The following is a 21,409-nucleotide window of genomic DNA, read 5'->3' as shown; positions in this document are numbered from 1 at the left end:
CGAAGCTTCCTCCTTTCTATTTTATTCTAAATATTCTAAAATCGATGATCGATGAATAACTTGCGCCAATGAAAGCTATGTTCGCTTTTTCCCGCCGGAACGTATTCCAATCCGATGAACCCTTTGTAACCGCACTGCTGCAATCGTTGAAAAATGTACTCATAACGAATTTCTCCTGTTCCCGGCTCATGTCTTCCCGGAACGTCCGCAATTTGTACATGTTTAATCCAATCAAAATACGTTTCAAATGTCGTCATTAAATTTCCATTCATTCGTTGCATATGGTAAAAATCGTATTGAAGCTTGATGTTTGTCAATCCAATTTCTTTAATCATCGAAACAGCTTCATGAATGTTTGTCAAAAAATAGTTAGGCATATCAAAAGGATTAATCGGCTCGATTAAAAGCGTTAACGAGTGATTCGCCATTTGCTTTGCCGCGTCATAAAGATGGCGCATGTACGTTTCTTTCGCTTTTTGCCGGTCTAAATCAGCTGGAAGCACTCCCGCCATACAATGAATATACGGAACGTTCAATTCGGTCGCATACCGAATTCCTTCTTCTACGGAACGCTGAAACTCGTCCGTTCGATTTGGAAAAATCGCTATCCCTCGATCCCCTTTTTCCCAATTTCCTGGCGGCAAATTAATTAGCACAAGGGATAATTGATGTTGATGAAGCTCGTCGCGAATACGTTCGACAGGATATTTGTACGGAAACTGGCATTCCACGAGCGAAAAGCCGCACTCTCTTGCTTTTTGAAATCGCTCTAGAAACGGCACTTCCGTAAAAATAGTCGATACGTTAACAGCAAACTGATTCATTCTTTTTCTTCCCCCTTTTCTTTGTGTTGAGGACAAACAGCCTATGTAGCGGCCATTCTCACCATTTCGAAGCGCAATTCAGCAGTGTGACCGTTTACATTTGTTTGTAATGAAAGAAAGACTGTTCCCTAAACTGCAAGGGAAACAGCCCTTTTTTGAATGGACGTGTTCGATCAATCTTCATCGCTAGCAAAAAAGCGCAAAATGTAAATAAACAAATTAATAAAGTCAAGATAAATGTTGACGACAATCATCGGAATGTCCGCTTCCGTAAAACCATAACGGGCGAGACGATTCATATCATAAATGGTAAAGCCGAGAAAAATAAGAATTCCTAATGCGGAAACCCCCATTTGCCCGACGCTAGAAAACGGAATAAACCATTGGATAATCAAAAGACCGAGCAGCGCAAATGCGCCTAATGTCAAAAAGCCGCCAAGAAACGAAAAATCTTCTTTCGTTTTCGCCGCATAAATGGCCACGCCGGAGAACGAAACGACCGCCAGCGCAAACGCCTTGAACACAGCTTCGGCACCAATAACCGCAATGTAGTGGCCGATAAGCGGATATAGCGTAGCGCCGGATACGAGCATAAAGCTGTACATCAGCGGATAGCTGACCGCTTTTTTGCTGCGGGCAAAGATCATCACGAGCAACAAAACAATCTCCAGCACGGCAAGCGGCAAATGCATCGCGATCGGAATCCACTGTCCGATATAAAATCCTCCCGTCGCTACCGCCAGCGCTGCCAAAAATGCGGCCGCCAATTTAGAAATGGGGCTAGATGAATACGTTGTCGAGTAATTCAACATGCATTCCTCCTTTTTTTCTTAGTTTATCATAATAGACCGTATCCGGTCATTAGCCGAATGGCATTTTCGCATAAAAAATGTCAAAAATTTGTGATTATGATGAATATGTTCCATTTTCATGGAACAGTGTCAAACGATCAATAAAATAAAAGGCTCGCCTGAGCGAGCCTTTCGTTATTCCGCAAATAAATCGGACGATAAATACCGTTCTCCCGAGTCCGGCGCCATGCAAAGAACACGCGCGCCTTTTGGAAGCTGTTTTGCAACTTCGATCGCATAATAGGCGCTGGCAGCAGAAGAAGCGCCGACAAGAATGCCTTCTTCTGCGGCAAGGCGGCGCGCCATCATTTGCGCGTCTTCATCTTTAATCAGAAAAATATCGTCGTAAATATGACGGTTTAAAATTTTCGGGATAAATCCCGGACCTGTACCCGGGATTTTATGCGGTCCTGGCTTCCCTCCCGACAATACAGGGGAGCCATATGGCTCTACGACATAAATGCGCAAATTCGGGATATGTTTTTTCAATTCTTCTCCAGTGCCGGTCACCGTTCCGCCAGTACCAGCAGTTAACACAAACGCATCGAGTTTGCCGTCGAACGCTTCTAAAATTTCGCGGGCCGTGCTATGGCGATGCGCATCCGGATTCGCCGGATTTTCAAACTGCATCGGGATAAAGCTGTCTGGAATTTGCGCGGCGAGCCGGTTCGCCTCATCAATCGCTCCTTGCATCCGTTTTTCTGCCGGTGTTAAATGCACTTGTGCACCGTACGCTTTCAAAATTTTTACGCGTTCGACCGTCGCGTTATCCGGCATCGTGATAATGCAGCGATAACCTTTGGCCGCACAAACCATCGCCAAGCCGATACCGGTATTTCCGGAAGTCGGTTCAATAATCGTGCTTTTCCCCGGAACAATCTTTCCTTCTTGTTCCGCACGCCGAATCATTTCAAACGCGGCCCGGTCTTTTACGCTTCCACCCGGGTTAAACGATTCTAATTTCATATATACGTCCGCGCCATGCGGATCAGGAATCCGGTTTAATTTGACAATTGGTGTGTTGCCGATTAAGTCTAAAACCGAGTTGTATAGTTTCATCGCAAGTCCCCAACCTTTATGAAAATTATTCTTATCTGATTATAAGACTTTTTTTATCTTCTTTCAATGATTACTACTCAGGGTATATCGGAAGCTGAATGACCACTTCCATTCCTTTTCCTTCTTCGCTAAAAAATGAAATCGTGCCATCGTGCAGGGAAATAATTTGTTTGACAATCGCCAAACCTAATCCCGTACCGCCTTCTTTTCTCGTCCGTGCCTGATCCGCACGGAAAAATCGCTGCCCAAGAAACGCCAGCTTTTCTTTTGGAACTCCTTTTCCTGAATCACGAATGATAAGCTGACAATTCGCGGCATCTACTTTTCTTAATTGTATCTTGATCTTTCCAGCAGTTGGCGTATAACGAACAGCATTATCTAAAAGGTTTTGCACGACTTGTTCAAGCCGGTCAGCATCCCCTTCCAAAATAATATCGTGATCTAATTTCACGTCAAGTGTAATTTGTTTTTTTCGTAAAAACGGTTCGTATTTTGCGACCGTATCTTCAATCACTTGCGCAAATGCAAGCGGGACTTTTTGCAGCGGCACACTATTTCCTTCTAATTGGGCTAAATCAAGCAAATCACGGACGAGCCGCTCCATTCGGCCCGCTTCCCGATGAATCAGCTGCACATGCTTTCTTTGTTCTTCTTTCGTCTTCACCAACCCTTGCAATATCGCTTCGCTATACCCCTTCACATAGCTCAATGGCGTCCGCAATTCGTGGGAAACGTTTGCTAAAAACTCGCGCTTTCGCATATCTTCTTCAGCAACTGCCTTCGCCATGACATTGAACGCTTTGGCCAGCTTGCCGATTTCATCGTTCGTCCGTACTGGAATTTGCGCTTCATAGTTTCCTTGCGACATATGATAAGCAACTTTCTCCATCTCCTTTAGCGGACCGGTGATATGGCGAACGAGCTGCTTTCCAGCAAAGAGAAGAACAAAGACAAACAGCGCCGCAAGCGGAAGCCAAATCATTGCGACATCTTTCGTTAACTCTTGAATGCTTGCGAGCGGAATGTAAAGGTAGATCACCCCTTGCAGGCGATGGCCATCCAATAGCGGGATGATCACTCCCATAATTTTGCGGTGAAATCGCTTTTCGTAGCCGATTTTCGTCACTGTTTCGCCGTTAAGCAGCTTCGCGCGATCCTTACCGCTAATTAACGATTGATAGTGAATGTCAAACGGCAGGCAAGCGCTTAGTTCACGCGGGTTATTCACTAACATTACTTCTGCTGTTGATTTTTTATCATACCATTCAATTTGCTTGCGGAACGTCTCGCTAACCGCACCGCCGTGATAATCGGATGCCAGCGCTTTTCCCTCTTGGCGCAGCGTCTGTTCTACTTTATCTACATACAATTTTTGGTAGAAATAGTCTAACAAAAAAGAGGAAAACGATACGGTCAAAATAACACCGAAGCTAATCATCAACCATATTTTTTGCTCTAATGTCAACGTATTTCGCCGCATTCACGACACCTCAAATTTATATCCAATTCCCCACACTGTATGAATGAACGCGCTCGCCTGCTTTAGCTTCATGCGCAACGTTTTAATATGGGTATCGACCGTTCGCGCATTTCCTGTATAATCATATCCCCATACTTTTGCGAGCAGCTCTTCGCGACTAAACACTTGCCCGCGATGTTTTGCCAAAAATAAAAGCAAATCGAATTCCTTTAAAGTGAGAATGACCGGCTCCCCGTTTACCGTTACTTTTCTTCCTCTCTCATCAATTATAAGCGAGCCAAACGAAAGGCCGCGATTGCCGGCGTGATAAGCGCGGCGCATCACCGCTTCAATGCGGGCGGTCAATTCGCCCGGACTAAACGGCTTCACAATATAGTCGTCGCCACCAAGCTTCAAGCCTCTTACTTTATCCCATTCTTCTCCCCTTGCTGTTAAAAACAAAATCGGAACGTCCGATTGTTCGCGAATTCGCTCACACAAGGTAAAGCCATCCATCTTCGGCATCATAATGTCAATTAAAACGGCATCTACTTTCGCGTCTGCGAAAACTTTCAGCGCTCTGTCGCCATCTTCGGCTTCCAAACAAGAAAAACCAGCGTTTTCTAAATACATTCTGACTAAAAACCGCATATCTTCTTCATCATCTACAATTAACACCGTTTTCTTTTCCACCGTCATCCCCCTTTTGCCATCAACAATTGAAACGGACCTTTTCCTGTTTTCCAACGATCGACGACTTTCATCGTCCGCTCGTCGACGACATATATTTCATCGCTATCATAACTAGCAATATATAGCCGTCCGTTTTCCGCAATCATGGCAAACGGATTCGCCCCTGCGATAACAGATGATTCCAATTCCCCTGAATCATTCCATTTCCATAGCGTGCTTGAGCCATGGCTTAAAACATAAATTCCTCCTTTTGTTTCTGCAAAATCTACTGGCATCACGGGCGCTTTCACCGTTTTGACGAACGCTCCTGTTCTGGCTGAGTAAATATGAATATTCGTTTCCACAGTGCTGCCGCTTCCGTGGCCGCCAATCCATAATTCCCCTTCTTTCTCGCGCAGCAAGCCGCTAACGGCAAATTTCGGAACCGAAAACGTGTGAATGACCCGCCGTTTGCCAACTTGGACGATATACGCCTTCATGTTGCGAAAGTCAATGACATACAGAAGCGTCCCTGCATCGTTTTGCAATAATGTCAGCGGCTTGTCACCCACCGCGATTTTCCCTGCTTCCTGTCCATTTTCTTTAAAGATGCGGATCATGTTTTGCTGCTCGTCTGCCAAAAAAACGGCATCTCCTTTATTCGATACGAGCGCCCGAACAATTCCTTTGCCCGTCCGCCACTCCTGTGCTTCTTTTCCAGTATGGATATCATATAGGTAAACACGATCCAGCTCATTGCCGTATAGCAATAATGTTCGCTGATCGCGAAGCAGCGCGGCTCCTTGAATCGGTTTTTTCACTTTCCATTCCGCCAAGGTTGCCCCTGTTTTTGCGTCGAAAAATGCGACACTTTCCCCTTTGACGTTGACGCTGACTAATATTTGCGGCCGCTTTGGAACGGCCGGAAATGCTGCTTTTTCACATCCATACACCAAATACAGTCCCAAAATAAAAAGAAATAGGCATACCCTCCTCACCACGCCTCCTCCTTTCACCAACAAGTCCATTATAAACGAATATTGTGAAAGATTTGTGAAATATTGTTCACATTTAGCGATCAATGAATGGTATTTTCCATCTATTCTACTTGCACATTCCCCTTTATAATAAAAAGTAAATGGATAAAAATGGGGTGACATCGTTTGACATCCGCGGCGCAAAAATTAATCGCGCATTTAGATGCGCACTTTTCCGACTTTCTTTCTTATTGGCAACGCCATATGTATATCGCTGATAACGATAAATATATCGATCACATCATGCATAACGGAATAGCCGTGTTTCAGCTCGTCAAAGAGACGCTGCTTCATGCATCCAACCGAGAAAACATCGAGCAGCTTGCCTACAAAATCGCGAAAGAACGAGCAGAAACAAATATGAATATCGGCGAGTTTGTTTACAATACAAATCTCGGACGAAGGCTGGTGGTAAAGTATGCACTTCAATCCACATTGTCGAGCGAAGAATTGCTCCCATTGATCGATGAACTCAATTGCTTGTTTGATCAATTTTTATTTTACGCCGTTACGAAATACAGCGAACTAAAAGATGCGGAATTGCGGGAAAAAAACTTGTTTATTACCCAATCCCATAAAGACCGCTTAACCTTGCTTGGGCAAATGTCATCGAGTTTCGTGCACGAATTTCGCAATCCGTTGACAGCAATTATCGGATTTGTTCAATTATTAAAATTGGAACACCCGAATTTGCCGTATCTTGATATTATTGACCATGAACTGCAGCAGCTGAAATTCCGCATTTCCCAATTTCTTCATGCTTCCAAAAAAGAAATAATAGAAAGCGAAAAAGAAACTTTTTCGCTTTTGCAGTTATTTGAGGAAATTATCGAATTTTTATACGCGAGCATTGTTGACGGAGATGTGGAAATTTCGCTGTCCGTCGACCCATCGATACATATATTTGCCTATAAAGATCAGCTTCGCCAAGTGTTCATCAACATTTTGCTAAATTCCATTGAAGCGGTGAAAGAAAAAGACAAGCCCCGCAGCATTTATATCGACGCCTATCGTCAGAACGAGTCCGTTTATATTAAAATCATCAACAACGGTCCAGCAATCCCGGAAGAAATGGTCCAAACGATTTTCGAACCGTTTTTTACGACAAAAAAATTAGGGACAGGAATCGGCCTTTACATTTGCAAAAAAATCATTGAAGATCATGATGGGCAAATTACGTGCACTTCGAATGAACAAATGACTTCTTTTTCCATCAAGCTGCCCGCATCAACAAGCAAGAAGCATGAGCATACTTAAAATAAAAAAAGGTGAGAACAATGTTCGAGTCATGGAAAAATTGGATGAAGCAGACAACAAATGCGCTAATAGAGCGGCTGCAGCGGGAGAAACATTCCTTTGCCGATATCGCCCAACTGATCCGGGAGCATCCTGATACATCGGTATCTGAAAAAACGTGGCTTGGCCTAACGTATCGATTTTACTCCCTTCATTTAGACAACGCAGCCTTCACAATGGAAACAAAGAAAACGAAAGGAAACGATGAACATATTTTAGTTGTCTCTGTTTCTTTTCCTAACTCCGCTCCGATCGTTTACCGTTCTTATGACGAAAAAAGCGATCTTCACAAAATCGTCGCAACTCCGCCGCTTGCGAAAAAAACCGCACCTATATCGTAGCAAGGTGCGGTTTTATTTTTCTATCCCTTTATACCGTGAAGCCACTCCTCATAACATTGCGGGCATAACGCTCCTTCGCGTTCTTCATCCGAAACGTAAAACGATACATAATGAACTTGATCAACACATTCGCTTTGGCAGTAAAAACACGTTTCGTTCATCTCGCTCCCTCCCCTATCTGTTAATGTGGCCCGAGGAGGATTTGTTTTTGCGAGTGAACTGCTCCCAATTCGATGACGAATAGTCAAGGGAAAGCAAATAATCAATCACTGCTTCTTGTTCTTCTTTCGTAAAGCCCGCCTGTGGATCAATCCAATAACGATGTCCTTCGCCGCTGACATGCATAGCACGGAGTTGGCGATCGGAAGCGTTCGCACGGATCACTTGCTTACGCACCGTCCGATCAATTAACGCGCGAAGACTATTGCGCGCATCAGGCACAATTCCTTTTCTTAACGTTCCCGTTAAACCGAGCTCCCCGTTCGGCCCAACCGCAACACCTCCATCATGGAGATACGGAGCGCTCCAAGAAAGGTCGATTAAGCTCGGCACTTTATAGCCTCCTTTCGAATCGCCGTGCGCAAACGCCAACCGTATTTGTTGTTTATCCAACTGTTCTGTCGGCACTTTTAATACTTCAGCGTTTTTTGGAACTGGGACAGGGGTATCCGGAGCATAGAAAACCGCTTCAGCAAATACTTTTTCTGTTTTCTTCAACGCTTGCGCCCGCGATGGCTCGGTTCCGACCACTTCCGCCGCAACGATACGGTTATTGGTGAAATACGCCCCCGCATGGCAGCGTATACAGCCAGCTTGAACAAATACGCCGCGCCCCCGCGCCATTCTCCTTGCATCCATTTTCGCGTTTCGCGGTGAAGGATTAACCGTGTTTTGCCAAGCAGCGACGGCATTGTTTTGTTCATTAAAGCGATATCCCGGTTCACTAACTACTAACCCGTCCGGCGCCACGAGCGATACTTTTGGAAATTGCGGCGGGGCAACGAGCTTATTGACACCGACAACACCAGGGGTCGGGTCCACCTTTGCAAAAAACTCCGATGGCTTTTCGTTCCTGTTCGGTTTATAGCAAAATGTTGGATTAGCGGCATTTTGCAGTATCGTTCCGATATATACTTCCCTATCAATGCCAAATAACGCCTCGCTAAGCTCCGATTGCGCAAGAGAATCGGCATTTTGTGCGTGAACGTTATTGCTAAACGTCACAAGCCCGCGGAACGGCCCAGCTGCCGCGAACCCGCTCCATCCGTACGGATGATCCCCTAATGTAAATGAATCCGGTATTTGCGACGGATTTGCTTTCATATCGATAGTGGAATCGAAATTCCCCCGCTGCCAACTCGCGAAAATGCGGTCTACCTCTTTTTCAAGCAATTGCGGATCAGGGAGCGGCGACTTCTTCCCTTTGGAGTCCACCACTGTCCGATCAACAGAACGAATATATCGTTTCAGCGATTTTATATCCGCATGCGTAAAATAAGCGGCTGAATTGGTCGCTAGCGCCATAATCAATCCAGCATTTAAATCATTGTTAGGCGCTCCTTCCACCACTTTTTTCGTTTTCGGATCCACCGTCGCGTGGCACGCCGCGCAACTAATGCCAATGCGAAGTTTGCCATGGTCCCAAACAACTGGCATCCCTAACGGCAAATACGATCCTTTAGGAACATCGATGCCTGTGTCAATTTTTCCCCTTTTTTATACGTTCGTCCGCCGATCGTCACATCTTCTGCCAGCTCCACTTGTAAATTCGTCGTTCCCTTTCCTTTTAAAGAAATAACGGCCTTGGCGATGTTCATCATTGTTAACGGTCCGTTCACTATCCCCATAATATCGGTCAAAAACACTTCATTGCCAAACGTTTCTTTATAAAACACTTCCCGTCCTAATTGAAGCAGCCGTTTATCGACAACAACAGCGCCGTGTTTGGCAGAAACAGGCGTTTTTGGGCGATCGTCAAATGTTTTTCCCGTCTCTGCGCCAATCCATTTCCCCCAAATATCCGTGCCTATTTGCTGATTCGCCTCATACTTTGCTACATCATTTTTTTCAGGCATGAGAGCATATTCGGCATTGCTGTTGAAAAAAAGCCCTCCGCCGATGAACAACAAAAGGAAAAGGATCATGAGGATATACATTTTGCGCATTCCGTTTCACCTTCCATTCAAAGTTGCCGCACGCATAGTGTACCCCCCTCGGTTGGAAACAAACCATCCTAACAGCCAATTGCTCATTTTTAAATTTTATTAAAAAAATACATAAAAATATTTTGAAAAAGTATTTTTTATATATTTTTCATAAAAATAACAATGAATCCTTTAAATAAAATTTAGAATTATATATTTATATATAATTTTATTGACATATAAATATTTTGTTAATTAAAATAAACAATATCATTATACGAACAAGGAGGAAATACAATGAGTGCACTACCGGAAACAAAGACGTTGGAAAATCGACGCCCAAAAACGAAACATCCTCCCGGGCTTTATTTATTGTTTTTTACAGAACTTTGGGAACGATTTAGCTATTATGGCATGAGGGCGATTCTTGTTCTTTATTTAACGACAGAACTTGTCAGCGGCGGATTAGGAATAAAACCGAGCGTCGCGATGACGGTTTACGGATTTTTTACTGGCGCTGTTTATTTCACTCCGCTTGTCGGTGGTTATTTATCTGACCGGTTTTTAGGAAGAAGATTGGCAATTACCATCGGCGGTATCACGATGGCGCTTGGCAACTTCGTCTTGTTTGCCGTCAACAATCAAATAGGGCTATATATCGGATTAATTTTATTAATTATTGGTAACGGCTTTTTTAAACCAAATATTTCCACGCTTGTCGGAGAACTTTACGCCCCTAACGATAAACGAAAAGACGCCGCATTTACCATTTTCTATATGGGAATTAACATTGGAGCATTATTTGCGCCGCTTGTATGCGGATTTTTAGCGGAAAAATATTTCGCAACCAACATCAATGGTGTCATCCATTATGGATTTAAGTACGGATTTTTGGCCGCAGCGATCGGTATGATTATTGGACAATTCATTTTCAATCTATTTGGCAATCGCTATTTAGGGGATATCGGCAAAAAACCTACCGGTGCGCCAGTTAAACGAAACAAAGAAACAGAAACAAAAGCAAAAACTCCTTTAACGAAACAAGAAAAACAAAACGTCGCCGTTATTTTTATTTTAACGTGCTTTGTTATTTTCTTCTGGGCTGGATTTGAACAAGCAGGAAGTTCATTAACGTTATATACAGACAAATTCGTAGATAAATCGATCGGCGGCTGGACAATGCCTACTTCTTGGTTCCAATCGCTAAATCCATTCTTTATCATCGTGTTGGCACCGATCGTTTCGTTAATCTGGACAAAACTTTCGCATTCGAAACGCGGCGACTTGCCAATTCCGGCAAAAATGGGGCTTGGGATGATTTTGCTTGGCCTTGGCTTTGCTGTATTGATTCCGGCTGTATTGCAAACAGGAAGTGACGAACAACATATCGCCGCAAAAGCGAATTTATTGTTCATTATTTTCACTTATTTTCTGCATACGCTTGGCGAACTTTGCTTATCGCCGGTTGGATTGTCGATGGTAAGTAAACTTGCTCCTGCTCGGCTAGCATCGGTGCTCATGGGCGTATGGCTAGCGGGAACAGGCGTCGCTCAGCTGCTGGCTGGTCAATTAGCAGCATTTACACAATCTTTAGGCTATTTAGAAATTTTCAGTATTATTAGCGGCGTGACGATCGGATTAGGCCTTATTTTGCTGCTGTTTACGAAAAAATTGGTGCGAATGATGAACTAAAAGCTGGATTCCTTTGACGGGCCAGCTTTTTTATAATAATGGAATGCAGCCGCCAAGGCCAATCTCATTTTCCCCTTCTCCCGCTGTTTATGCGCCACATAATTGCCGATTAGTGATAATAAAATCGGCAATGTGGATATTACACGATATGGTGCCTCCATCCGTTTGTTTTTGTTCACACCGTCGTCACGATTCCGACTACCGTTACGACGATAAACGAATAAAGAAACGAAGTCGAATCAATGACGAAACTCCCAATGGCAATAATAATGGCATCCATCATAAAAATAATAATCCCGACGTTCCAGTTCGTCATTCTCGCAATAAATTGCGCCAATAAATCCGTTCCACCCGTGCTCGTCTCTTCGCGCAGCATCATGCCGATTCCGATCCCGACAAAAACTCCGCCAATAACGGAGCTCATGATGGGATTGAGCGTAATGACGCCGCGCAGATCGGAAAAAATATCGATCATCAAAGAAGAAAACAACAAACCATGAAGGCTATTGTAAAAAAATGACCGATAATAAAACCAAGCAATAATGTAAAGAGGAACGCTTAATAAAATAATTGTCAGCCCTGCTTTTACATGCCAAATATATTTGACGATCAAACCAATTCCGATGATTCCACCATCCAACAAATGGTGGGGAACTAAAAAAACGTTAATCCCTATCGCAAGGAACATACTGCCGATTATAATAATGGTGATTTTTTTTAACATGAGCGGCACCTCGTTTTTTGGCAAAACTTTTTTCCACAAAAAAGCATCGATATTCTATATATATGGCGCCGCTTTAAAAGACTTGTCTTTTACGCACGAGAAACTTGAACGTCACGCTTCTTAAAGAATAGCCGCTTTTTTGGATGCTTCCGCTTTATGTGCAACATACGAATAAAAAAGGGAAAAGAGGGGCAATCGATCAATTCCGCGGAATTGTGTAAAAACAAAACGGTAAAAAGCGATTTTATTTTCCCATAATCCAAATCTACTGTACTGGTAATGGAATTTTACACAATAATTTGGACTTGACCGGACAATCAAGTCACATTATGCATTTTCTATTGCTATTATTGGAATAATAGATTAATATATTAACATAATAGAATAAGCCGCTCATTCGACCAATGAAGTAGAGGCCGCGGCTTTTATGAGTACGGCAAACGAGGCGCAGAGCACGTCAAAGACTTTGCCGGAAAGGAAAAGCCGCCGAAGCTTGGGCATTGCTCTGAATGCCTAGGCTGGGGTTGTCGCCGAACAGGGGCAACACTGTCATGCCTGCGCTGATTGCGGGTATGGAGCGCTATCTTCATGGGAGAGTTGATGTCCGCAGGTATCGCTGCCGTCGAATCTCCTTCGACGGCGTTTTTGTTACTTTTCATAAATTTTTTATTTCCCGTTGAATATTTATATAGCAAAAAGGAGTTGATATATAAAATGAAAACATCTGCAAAAACGGCATCCCGCGCCGTCTCCGTTTCTGAGGATGGGCTGCGGAGAAAGTTAAAAACGCGGCATTTAACGATGATTTCTCTCGGTGGAACGATCGGCACCGGCTTGTTTTTAGCAAGCGGCGGAGCGGTGCATACAGCGGGCCCGGGCGGAGCGCTTGTCGCGTATATCGCCATCGGCGTTATGGTGTATTTTTTAATGACGAGCCTTGCGGAAATGGCTGCGTACATGCCAGTCTCCGGATCGTTCAGCACATATGCAACAAAATTTGTCGATCCTGCATTAGGGTTCGCGTTAGGGTGGAATTATTGGTATAACTGGGCGATCACCATCGCCGCAGAACTATCTGCCGTAACGATGATCATGAAATTTTGGTTTCCGCATAGCCCGTCGCTGTTATGGAGCGCGCTTTGTTTAGCGATTATGTTTCTGTTAAACTACTTGTCCGTGAAAGGGTTTGGAGAAGCGGAATATTGGTTTTCCCTTATTAAAGTCGCCACCGTCATCGTGTTTTTAATTGTCAGTTTTCTTATGATTTTCGGTATTATGGGCGGCGAAGCGGTCGGCTTTAAAAACTTTACCATCGGGGATGCCCCGTTTCACGGCGGTTTTATGGCAATGCTAGGCATTTTTATGGCAGCTGGCTTTTCCTTTCAAGGAACGGAATTGCTAGGGGTCGCCGCTGGGGAAACGGAAGATCCAAAGCGCAGCATTCCCCGCGCCATTCGCCGAGTGTTTTGGCGCATTTTGCTATTCTATGTATTAGCGATTCTCGCAATCGGATTATTGATCCCTTATACCGACGAAAAGCTCGCCAATGATGACGTCACTGTCAGTCCGTTTACGCTCGTGTTCGATAAAGCAGGAATCGCCTTTGCCGCTTCGGTAATGAATGCGGTCATTTTAACCGCCGTATTATCGGCAGGCAACTCCGGTATGTACGCATCCACCCGCATGCTTTGGGATTTAGCCCGTGAAGGAAAAGCGCCAAAATTTCTGGCGAAACTGGATAAACGCGGCGTTCCAGTCAATGCGCTGATTGTCACTTCCTCATTAGGGACGCTTGCCTTTTTGGCGTCTCTCTTTGGAGACGGCGTTGTTTATACATGGTTGTTAAACGCTTCCGGAATGTCAGGGTTCATTGCATGGCTCGGCATCGCCATCAGTCATTATCGGTTCCGCAAAGCATATATCGCCCAAGGGAAAAAGTTAAGCGATTTACCATATAAAGCAAAATGGTTCCCATTCGGCCCTATTTTTGCATTGATTGTTTGCTTTATTGTCATTTTAGGGCAAAACTACCAGGCGTTTATTGGCGGAACGATTGATTGGTATGGCGTTCTCGTTTCGTATATCGGCCTGCCGCTCTTTATTATCGTCTGGCTTGGATATAAGTTTGTGAAAAAAACGAAAATCGTTCCATTGCATGAGTGCGATCTGGAACAAAAATAAGGACTTGGTGCACAATAGCCAAGTCCTTATTTTTGCGCTTTTTGTTCTTCGTCGTCGATGATTCCTCTTGTCGCATTTTTAAATTCCCGCAGCGTTTTTCCAGCAGCTTGTCCCAACTCCGGCAGCTTCTTCGGACCAAAAATAAGCAACGCGAAAAAGACGATAAGCGCGATTTCTCCAAATCCGATGTTCATATGATTCACTCCATATGTTTATTCGTTCTTTTGTTATTATATCATATGTGAACCGAAAGTGCCATCGCATGCGACTATTCTTCTTGCAGAAGGCGAACCGGTACTTCCATTTCTTTCTCCGGGTGATTTTTTATATAAATGCGCGCCATTTCCCGCGCCTCGTCCACGTGTTGAATCATTACTTGCTTCCCCTCATAGGTAACCGGCACGATTTTTCCCGATTCAGCAATTTGTTTCGCGCGTATCACTTCCATGATGGGTATTCTCCTCCTTTCTCGTCAGCGTTGCCTCCATCTTTCGCTAACGCGCGCTTTCCTTCCGAAAACATTTCATCTTGCCACACAAGTTCCACTATTTGTTCAAGTTCTCCCTCATCCCCTTTCGCATTGATGATTTCTAATAATTGGGTCATATCGGCCGTTTCCAATTCTTTTTTGTTAATCATCGGAAATTTCGCACCTTTCCAAAAAATGATATGCTATTGACCCCTCGAAAAAGAAGAAGTATCATTCGAATTGGTATAGATAAAAAGGAGGAAACACTATGAGCGAGCGCGATTACTACTTTGACAACGCGAAATTCGTGTTGGTGCTCCTCGTTGTGTTTGGCCACTTTCTTCGCCCGTATATCGATGAGGTGCTATGGGTGCATAGCTTATATATTTGGATTTTCTTTTTCCATATGCCGGCGTTTATTTTTATTTCAGGATATTTTGCAAAAAACTTTCATCAACGAGGATATTTCAAAAAAATAACTAAAAAATTATTGCTTCCTTATCTTATTTTTCAACTGTTGTATTCCGTTTACTATTACTTTTTATACCAAAAAGATTCCATTGAATTTGATCTGTTCACCCCGCAATGGAGTTTATGGTTTTTGATTAGCTTATTCAGCTGGAATTTGCTATTATGGATCTTTGCGAAAATTCCAAAACACGTTTCGCTATCGCTTTCTCTTCTCTTAGGCGTGGGAGCGGGCATGCTCGATGCGGAAAAATGGCTAAGCATATCGCGCACTTTTACGTTTTTCCCATTTTTTTTATTAGGTTATTTTCTGCATAAACATGATATCGAACGGTTATTTACATGGCGCCTGCGCTCGTTTTCACTTTTTATATTAGCTGGAATGTTCATGATGATCCATTTTGGTTTTCCTGATTTGCCGCAAGAATGGCTATATGGCTCCAAATCGTACGATACGCTCGGCGTGCCAGAAGAAAAAGGGATTGTTGGACGGCTCGTTATTTATGGCGCAAGCACGTTAATGATGCTCTGTTTTCTTGCACTTGTTCCAAACCGGCGCTTCTCTTTTTCAGTATTAGGCGCAAGAACCTTTTATATTTATATTTTGCATGGATTTATTTTAAAATACTTGCATGAAACAAAATTCCCAGATTTTATTATGAGTATTCACGGTTACCCGTTATTGTTAGGATTATCTGTCATTGTCGTGCTTGTGCTTGGAAGCGCGCCGATTGCACGCATCATGCGTCCGCTTTTGGAATGGCAATTCCCGAAAAGAAAACAGGCTGTTTCTTAATGGCAAAAAAAGAAGGTGCCCAACATTTGGGGCACCTTTTATTCATTATTGAACACCGCTTGCGCGAGCTGTTTTGTTGCTAGCAACGGCGAAGAGGCGGAAGCGATCGCGCTGATGACGGAAACGCCGTCCGCGCCAGCGCTCATCACTTCGCCGGCATTTTCCGCGGTAATGCCGCCAATTCCCACGATCGGAATAGCGATTCCATGGTCGCGAAGAAGACGAATGATCCCGGGGCCTTGCGCCTGCTTCGCATCTGCTTTCGATTTCGTCGGGTAAATCGGCCCTACCCCGATATAATCGGCGCCAGCAGCGACCGCCGCTTGCGCTTCTTCCAAATTATGCGCCGACACTCCGAGAATTTTGTCACCGATTTTTTCACGGACAATACGCGCATCTTCATCGTCCTGTCCGATATGCACCCCATCGGCATCAATGGCAAGCGCTAGTTCGACATCGTCGTTGACGATAAACGGTATGCCGCGCTTTTGGCAAATAGCTTGCAGCTGTTTGGCAAGCTCGTATTTTTGCTCGCCGACAAGCGCACCGCTCCCTTTTTCCCGAAATTGAAATAGCGTGATTCCGCCATCGATCGCTTCTGTCAATGCTTCTAATGGCGGCTTTTTACAGTTGACACTTCCCATAATAAAATACACTTTCAACCGTTGTTTCATCTCTTCGCTTGCGATTCGCGCCAATTTTCCTCACCTACCGCGTTTGGCTGTCCCGATACGCCCAATGGTTTGTCGGGCCGTGGCCGTGGCCGATGCCTAATTCATGTTCAATAGCGGCTTGAATGAATGATTTTGCTGTCTGCACCGCTTCTTGCACCGTTTTTCCTTTGGCAAGCTCCGCAGTGATCGCCGCGGAAAACGTACAGCCCGTTCCGTGCGTATGTTTTGTATTAATGCGCTTGCTTGTGAAATCGAAAAATTCGCTGCCATCGTATAATATATCGACCGTTTCCTCTCCGTCATCGTCGTGGCCGCCTTTAATGACGACATACTTCACTCCCTGTTCATGCAGGCGCTTCGCCGCTTCTTTTCGGTCATCGATCGTTCGAATCTCTAGGCCAGTTAGCGCTTCCGCCTCCGGAATGTTCGGAGTCGCCACCATCGCAAGCGGAAGCAAATATGTTTTCAACGCGCTTACTGCCTCTTCTTGCAACAGCGGAGCGCCGCCTTTAGCAATCATGACCGGATCGACGACGAGGCGGTCCCATCCGAATTGTTTCACTTTCGCAGCAACCGCTTTAATAATTTCCGCACTAAACAACATTCCTGTTTTTACCGCATCCGCACCTAAATCGGTGCCGACGGATTCGATTTGCTGTGCAACCGCCTCTGGAGACAGCGGATACACTCCTTGCACGCCGAGCGTATTTTGCGCCGTTACCGCCGTTAGCGCGGACATTCCGAATACATGCAATTCTTGAAATGTCTTTAAATCGGCTTGAATCCCAGCACCGCCGCCGCTATCCGAACCGGCAATCGTTAGCGCTTTATATACCATGATGTTTCTCTCCCTTCATTTTCCTTGTTCGATGCGTCCGTATTGTCCGATTTCCTCCGCCCCTATGCGAGAAAGCGCGTTTAAAAAGGCGATTTGAAAGCTGCCAGGCCCTTCTTCCGCTTCTTTCGCCGCGATTTCCGCGGCAACCCCGTAGCTGACGAGCGCCGCCGCCGCTGCTTTTAGCACATTCCGCTCCACCGCGGCAAAAGCGCCGATCACGGATGTCAACAAACAGCCGGTCCCGGTTACTTTCGTTAACAACGGATGTCCGTTATGAATGATATACGTCGTCTCTCCATCTGTCGCGACATCGTCTTTTCCGGTAATGACGACTACTGTTTTCAGCTGCTTCGCCGCTTTTTTCGCCAAAGCAACGACATCGCCGCTTCCTTCTCCGGCGTCAACCCCTTTAATCTCCCACGTTTCTCCAATAACATTGGCGATTTCCGCCGCATTGCCGCGAATGGCCGATACTGCCACGTCGCGGACGATGTTTCGCGCCGTTTCCGTTCGATACGGCGTCGCGCCGGCGCCGACAGGATCAAAAATAACCGGAACGCCCGCTTCATTTGCTGCCTTTCCGGCGATCACCATCGCTTCTACTTCCGTTTGATTCAATGTTCCGATGTTTAAAACGAGCGCTCCGGCGATTTTGGCCATATCGGCGACTTCCTCTTTCGCATACGCCATCACCGGCGAAGCGCCTAACGCAAGCAAACCGTTCGCTGTAAAATTCGTTACGACAACGTTCGTAATGTTATGTACGAGCGGGTTGGCTTTTCTCACCATTTGCAACACGTTTGCCGCTTCTTGATTATTCATGTCCCATCCTCTCCCGTTTTTGCAAAATAAAAAAACACTTTGCGCGCAAGCAAAGTGCATATCACCCTACCATCACTTTCCCTGCGCTGGCATTACCCAAACAGGTTCGAGCGGTCAACGGCGGAATATAGCCGTACTCTCAGCCTGCTTCCGCAAGCTCCCGCAAACAACATATATCATTTTTCACAAAAAAGTCTACTCTTTCTTTTCCCATATTGCAAGTAAAATTATTACGAACGAGGCTTTCGCATTTCCGTCATCGCTGATCTTTCGGTGAGCGAAGAAAGATGATGCTGCGGCTTCCACAAATTAAATAAATCAAGATCGACAATGTATCGAGGACGGCGTTTCGTTTCTTTATAAATTTTTCCAATATATTCCCCGATCAAGCCAAGGGCAATCAGCTGCAAACCGCCGAGAAGCCAAATCGATATAATGAGCGATGTCCATCCTGTCTGCGTATGGCCGGTAAATTTTAAAAACAGAAAATATCCGCCGAATAATAGGCTGATAAAAAAGAAAGCAAACCCAATGAGCGAAATCAGGCGAATCGGCGTAACACTAAACGAAGTGATTCCATCCAAAGCAAACGCGATCATTTTTTTGAGCGGATATTTCGTTTTTCCTGCAAGCCGCTCTTTTCGATCATAATGGACGGTTGTAGAACGGAAGCCAAGCAGCGGCACGATCCCGCGCAAAAACAAATTCACCTCTTCAAACCGCTCAAGCTCCTCGACCGCACGCCGGCTTAGCAAACGATAATCAGCGTGATTATAAACAAGATCGACCCCCATCGCCTTCATCAGCTTATAAAACCATTGGGCGGTGTGGCGTTTAAAAAACGTATCGGCATCACGCTTATTCCGCACCCCATATACAATTTCATATCCTTCGTGAAATTTTTTGACAAAATCGCGAATAACGAAAATATCATCTTGCAAATCGGCATCGATCGAAACGATGCAATCAGAACGAGTTTTCGCGGCAAACAGCCCTGCCAGCAGCGCGTTTTGATGTCCGGCGTTGCGCGCAAGTTTCAGCCCTTTTACTTCCGGATAACGCAAGCTCGCTTTATAAATAATGTCCCACGTCCCGTCACCGCTTCCATCATCGACAAACAACAACGCGCTTTCAGGGGAAATAAGCCGCTCATCAATCAGCTTCTTACGCAGGTCGCGGAGCTTATCGATCGTTTTCGGCAATACCTCCTCTTCGTTGTAACACGGCACGACAATCGTCAGCATCGGTTCGTTCATGGCTGTTCCCTCCTTACGGCATCACCTTGTATAAATAAATCGTCCATGCCGATTGTTTAGAACGAAACACTTTCTCAAGCGCCAGCTGATTTTGTTTTGCATTTTCAATCGGCAGCGCCGAAAAGATGTAACGGCCGCCCATTTCACGAAACACAGCGGTATTTAGCTGTAAACGTTTAATCGTTCGTTTCGAATGCTTTTTAAACATATAATGTTTTCCTAATTCGTCGACAAAAATGTAACAGCGCCCTCCCCATTCATCGAAATATTCGCGCAGCTTTTTGTCCTTTGCCAACTCTTTCGCGATAATTTGGCGAAACTTATGCTTATACGAAAGCGGATAAAAATTGTTATACGTATCCAACGTATAGAAGCCGTTATATTGCGCGATCGCCGGATGAATGCCGATGCTGGCAACACGGTATGTATGAACAGGACGTCCAATATATTCTTTTATTTCTTGAAACTGCTTTTCCGCGTAAAACTCGCGAAATGACGGCTTATTGCGGTGCGCAATTTCCTCATTAAAAGCGGCGAGAACGACGAACTGAGCGGTAAGCGCCGCAAAACATACATTTTTCCACAAAATCCCTTGCTGCCATAAAATTTTGAGCGAAACGGCAAACAGCACGTAAATGACCATCGGCCGCAAAAAGTGAAAGCGGGCAAAATTAAATTTATCGAGAATGTCGAAACGCTCCGTTAACGGAACCCATCCTTTGTAAAACCAAAACGCGTACCATGCCGACAGCGCGACATTCAACACATGTAAAAATATAAACAGTTTTTCCCGCTGCCATAACTTTTTCTTCCAAACAATGTACAATGCCATTAACGTCACCGGCAAAATGACAAGTCCGTGCACCGTCATCACATGCGTATGGCCAAGAACGTAGTTTTTCACAATTAAACGGATGACGCGCCACAGCGGCAGGCGAGCATGAAAATATTCATCACGGCTTGTCGGTTCATCGGAAAATAACAACGAATGGACAAAGCGGTAATCCATCGCCAAATAAATGGCGGCCATGTAGGCAATCGCGAAGAAAAAACGCCAATTCCATCCTTTGCCGCGGATGACATCCACGAGCCACCATATTCCCAGCGCGCTTAAGAAAAAGAAGAAACCAAGCACAAAACTTGAATAGAATGGCAATAATGTAAGCACAATGTAGTTGGCCCATGAACGCTCGCCAGCGCGGATGTTTAAAAACGCCCACAGCGCAAGCGGCATTCCAAGCGTGCTAAGCATCCCCGACGGCCAAAACGGCGTCAGGGCAAAAGCAAGGGACGTGCCAACGCGGATCCACATCCATTTTCGCTCGGGAATGACATATTTCCTTAACAGTAAATACATGCCAATAAACGCAAACACGCGAGTAATCGTTTGGTTTAATCCATATGCGTAAATCGATGGAAATAACGCGTGAAGCCAGACGATTCCGCTGAATTCCGTACCGAATGCGTTTCGCGGCAGCCCGTTTGCAATTTGCGGGATGACGGCATCGATCGGACCAAACAGCTCCCCGCTTCTTGTGATGACTTTATACCAAGCAATATTGGAATCCAAATTATCATGCACCCGCATATGTGCATCTTCGCCAAGCAAAAAATACGGCGAGACAAACAAAGCGATCGCGGCAAACGAGAAGGACAGAAGCCGTTTTTCCGTAACCGTCACCTCTTCCCCTCCTTTTTTTAAAATATCTTCCTTTATTTTTAAACAAAAAAGGAAAAATATTCATTTTATACATCATCAAAAAGACCGCTTCCAAAAAGCAGATCGTCTTCGCTTTTCGGAAGCGG

21 protein-coding genes, 1 pseudogene and 2 riboswitches are annotated in these 21,409 nt (G+C 44.9%); of the genes and pseudogenes, 5 read left to right on the top strand and 17 right to left on the bottom strand.

The features are described 5' to 3' along the window. Nucleotides 1–35: 35 nt before the first annotated feature. The 6 genes from hyi to BM278_RS10830 form a co-directional block, all read right to left on the bottom strand. Nucleotides 36–824 carry a hydroxypyruvate isomerase gene (gene hyi / locus BM278_RS10855; RefSeq protein ID WP_090949652.1) on the bottom strand — a complete coding sequence of 263 codons (789 nt, stop codon included), beginning with the start codon at nucleotides 822–824 and terminating at the stop codon, nucleotides 36–38. A gap of 173 nt (nucleotides 825–997) precedes the next feature. Further along, nucleotides 998–1,633 carry a Bax inhibitor-1/YccA family protein gene (locus BM278_RS10850; RefSeq protein ID WP_167359624.1) on the bottom strand — a complete coding sequence of 212 codons (636 nt, stop codon included), beginning with the start codon at nucleotides 1,631–1,633 and terminating at the stop codon, nucleotides 998–1,000. A gap of 177 nt (nucleotides 1,634–1,810) precedes the next feature. Beyond that, the gene (gene cysK / locus BM278_RS10845; RefSeq protein ID WP_090949648.1) at nucleotides 1,811–2,734 is read right to left on the bottom strand and encodes a cysteine synthase A; all 924 of its coding nucleotides are present in this window, start codon (nucleotides 2,732–2,734) and stop codon (nucleotides 1,811–1,813) included. Nucleotides 2,735–2,807: 73 nt separating this feature from the next. Continuing rightward, complete coding sequence (locus tag BM278_RS10840) at nucleotides 2,808–4,214, bottom strand: sensor histidine kinase (protein WP_090949647.1); 1,407 nt, start codon at nucleotides 4,212–4,214, stop codon at nucleotides 2,808–2,810. Continuing rightward, nucleotides 4,215–4,886: a response regulator transcription factor gene (locus tag BM278_RS10835; RefSeq protein ID WP_208601797.1), complete on the bottom strand. Its 672-nt coding sequence runs from the start codon at nucleotides 4,884–4,886 to the stop codon at nucleotides 4,215–4,217. A 2-nt stretch (nucleotides 4,887–4,888) separates the two neighbouring features. Continuing rightward, nucleotides 4,889–5,863, bottom strand: a complete 975-nt coding sequence (locus tag BM278_RS10830; RefSeq protein WP_090949643.1) for a YncE family protein — start codon at nucleotides 5,861–5,863, stop codon at nucleotides 4,889–4,891. Nucleotides 5,864–6,028: 165 nt separating this feature from the next. Between BM278_RS10830 and BM278_RS10825 the strand changes: the two genes are divergently transcribed. Both BM278_RS10825 and BM278_RS10820 read left to right on the top strand, forming a co-directional pair. Next, entirely contained in the window at nucleotides 6,029–7,159 is a 1,131-nt protein-coding gene (locus BM278_RS10825; protein ID WP_090949642.1) for a sensor histidine kinase, read from the top strand. A 20-nt stretch (nucleotides 7,160–7,179) separates the two neighbouring features. Next, the gene (locus BM278_RS10820; RefSeq protein ID WP_090949640.1) at nucleotides 7,180–7,539 is read left to right on the top strand and encodes a hypothetical protein; all 360 of its coding nucleotides are present in this window, start codon (nucleotides 7,180–7,182) and stop codon (nucleotides 7,537–7,539) included. Nucleotides 7,540–7,559: 20 nt separating this feature from the next. Here BM278_RS10820 and BM278_RS18780 read toward each other — a convergent pair whose 3' ends face one another. Together BM278_RS18780 and BM278_RS10815 are read right to left on the bottom strand one after the other, a co-directional pair. Next, nucleotides 7,560–7,700 carry a hypothetical protein gene (locus tag BM278_RS18780; protein ID WP_167359623.1) on the bottom strand — a complete coding sequence of 47 codons (141 nt, stop codon included), beginning with the start codon at nucleotides 7,698–7,700 and terminating at the stop codon, nucleotides 7,560–7,562. 13 nt (nucleotides 7,701–7,713) lie between these two features. Continuing rightward, nucleotides 7,714–9,704 (bottom strand): annotated as a pseudogene (locus tag BM278_RS10815) (electron transport protein). 276 nt (nucleotides 9,705–9,980) lie between these two features. Here BM278_RS10815 and BM278_RS10810 point away from each other — a divergent pair. Then, nucleotides 9,981–11,375 carry a peptide MFS transporter gene (locus BM278_RS10810; protein WP_090949637.1) on the top strand — a complete coding sequence of 465 codons (1,395 nt, stop codon included), beginning with the start codon at nucleotides 9,981–9,983 and terminating at the stop codon, nucleotides 11,373–11,375. Between the two features lie 175 nt (nucleotides 11,376–11,550). Here the strand turns inward: BM278_RS10810 and BM278_RS10805 are convergent, their stop codons facing one another. Next, on the bottom strand, nucleotides 11,551–12,099 hold the full coding sequence (locus tag BM278_RS10805; protein WP_090949635.1) for a YitT family protein: 549 nt from the start codon (nucleotides 12,097–12,099) through the stop codon (nucleotides 11,551–11,553). Nucleotides 12,100–12,501: 402 nt separating this feature from the next. Continuing rightward, a riboswitch (Lysine riboswitch) is annotated at nucleotides 12,502–12,690 on the top strand. Nucleotides 12,691–12,813: 123 nt separating this feature from the next. Between BM278_RS10805 and BM278_RS10800 the strand changes: the two genes are divergently transcribed. Next, nucleotides 12,814–14,280: an amino acid permease gene (locus tag BM278_RS10800; RefSeq protein WP_090949670.1), complete on the top strand. Its 1,467-nt coding sequence runs from the start codon at nucleotides 12,814–12,816 to the stop codon at nucleotides 14,278–14,280. Between the two features lie 26 nt (nucleotides 14,281–14,306). Here BM278_RS10800 and BM278_RS10795 read toward each other — a convergent pair whose 3' ends face one another. The 3 genes from BM278_RS10795 to BM278_RS10785 all read right to left on the bottom strand — a co-directional run bounded on the left by BM278_RS10795 (nucleotide 14,307) and on the right by BM278_RS10785 (nucleotide 14,919). Beyond that, nucleotides 14,307–14,474, bottom strand: a complete 168-nt coding sequence (locus BM278_RS10795) for a twin-arginine translocase TatA/TatE family subunit (protein WP_013876817.1) — start codon at nucleotides 14,472–14,474, stop codon at nucleotides 14,307–14,309. A gap of 74 nt (nucleotides 14,475–14,548) precedes the next feature. After that, nucleotides 14,549–14,728, bottom strand: coding sequence for an H-type small acid-soluble spore protein (locus tag BM278_RS10790; protein WP_167359622.1), 180 nt, complete (start codon nucleotides 14,726–14,728; stop codon nucleotides 14,549–14,551). Then, nucleotides 14,719–14,919, bottom strand: coding sequence for a hypothetical protein (locus BM278_RS10785; protein WP_090949631.1), 201 nt, complete (start codon nucleotides 14,917–14,919; stop codon nucleotides 14,719–14,721). Before BM278_RS10785 ends, BM278_RS10790 begins: the two co-directional genes overlap by 10 nt. Nucleotides 14,920–15,017: 98 nt before the next feature. On the opposite strand from BM278_RS10785, the gene BM278_RS10780 reads away from it, so the two are divergent. Next, complete coding sequence (locus BM278_RS10780; RefSeq protein ID WP_090949629.1) at nucleotides 15,018–16,013, top strand: acyltransferase family protein; 996 nt, start codon at nucleotides 15,018–15,020, stop codon at nucleotides 16,011–16,013. 38 nt (nucleotides 16,014–16,051) lie between these two features. Here the strand turns inward: BM278_RS10780 and thiE are convergent, their stop codons facing one another. From thiE to BM278_RS10755, 5 genes are all read right to left on the bottom strand, one after another. After that, nucleotides 16,052–16,711 (bottom strand): thiamine phosphate synthase, encoded by a 660-nt coding sequence (gene thiE / locus BM278_RS10775; protein WP_090949627.1) that lies wholly within the window; start codon nucleotides 16,709–16,711, stop codon nucleotides 16,052–16,054. A gap of 10 nt (nucleotides 16,712–16,721) precedes the next feature. Beyond that, nucleotides 16,722–17,525: a bifunctional hydroxymethylpyrimidine kinase/phosphomethylpyrimidine kinase gene (thiD, locus tag BM278_RS10770; RefSeq protein WP_090949624.1), complete on the bottom strand. Its 804-nt coding sequence runs from the start codon at nucleotides 17,523–17,525 to the stop codon at nucleotides 16,722–16,724. Between the two features lie 15 nt (nucleotides 17,526–17,540). Beyond that, complete coding sequence (gene thiM / locus BM278_RS10765) at nucleotides 17,541–18,347, bottom strand: hydroxyethylthiazole kinase (RefSeq protein WP_090949622.1); 807 nt, start codon at nucleotides 18,345–18,347, stop codon at nucleotides 17,541–17,543. A 61-nt stretch (nucleotides 18,348–18,408) separates the two neighbouring features. Beyond that, a riboswitch (TPP riboswitch) is annotated at nucleotides 18,409–18,521 on the bottom strand. A 56-nt stretch (nucleotides 18,522–18,577) separates the two neighbouring features. Beyond that, nucleotides 18,578–19,603 (bottom strand): glycosyltransferase family 2 protein, encoded by a 1,026-nt coding sequence (locus BM278_RS10760; RefSeq protein WP_090949620.1) that lies wholly within the window; start codon nucleotides 19,601–19,603, stop codon nucleotides 18,578–18,580. Between the two features lie 13 nt (nucleotides 19,604–19,616). Next, nucleotides 19,617–21,284, bottom strand: coding sequence for a DUF6044 family protein (locus BM278_RS10755; RefSeq protein ID WP_090949618.1), 1,668 nt, complete (start codon nucleotides 21,282–21,284; stop codon nucleotides 19,617–19,619). Nucleotides 21,285–21,409: the final 125 nt, after the last annotated feature.

This window comes from Parageobacillus thermantarcticus (genome assembly GCF_900111865.1).
Lineage (GTDB): Bacteria > Bacillota > Bacilli > Bacillales > Anoxybacillaceae > Parageobacillus > Parageobacillus thermantarcticus.
This window is presented reverse-complemented; position numbering and strand designations above follow the sequence as displayed.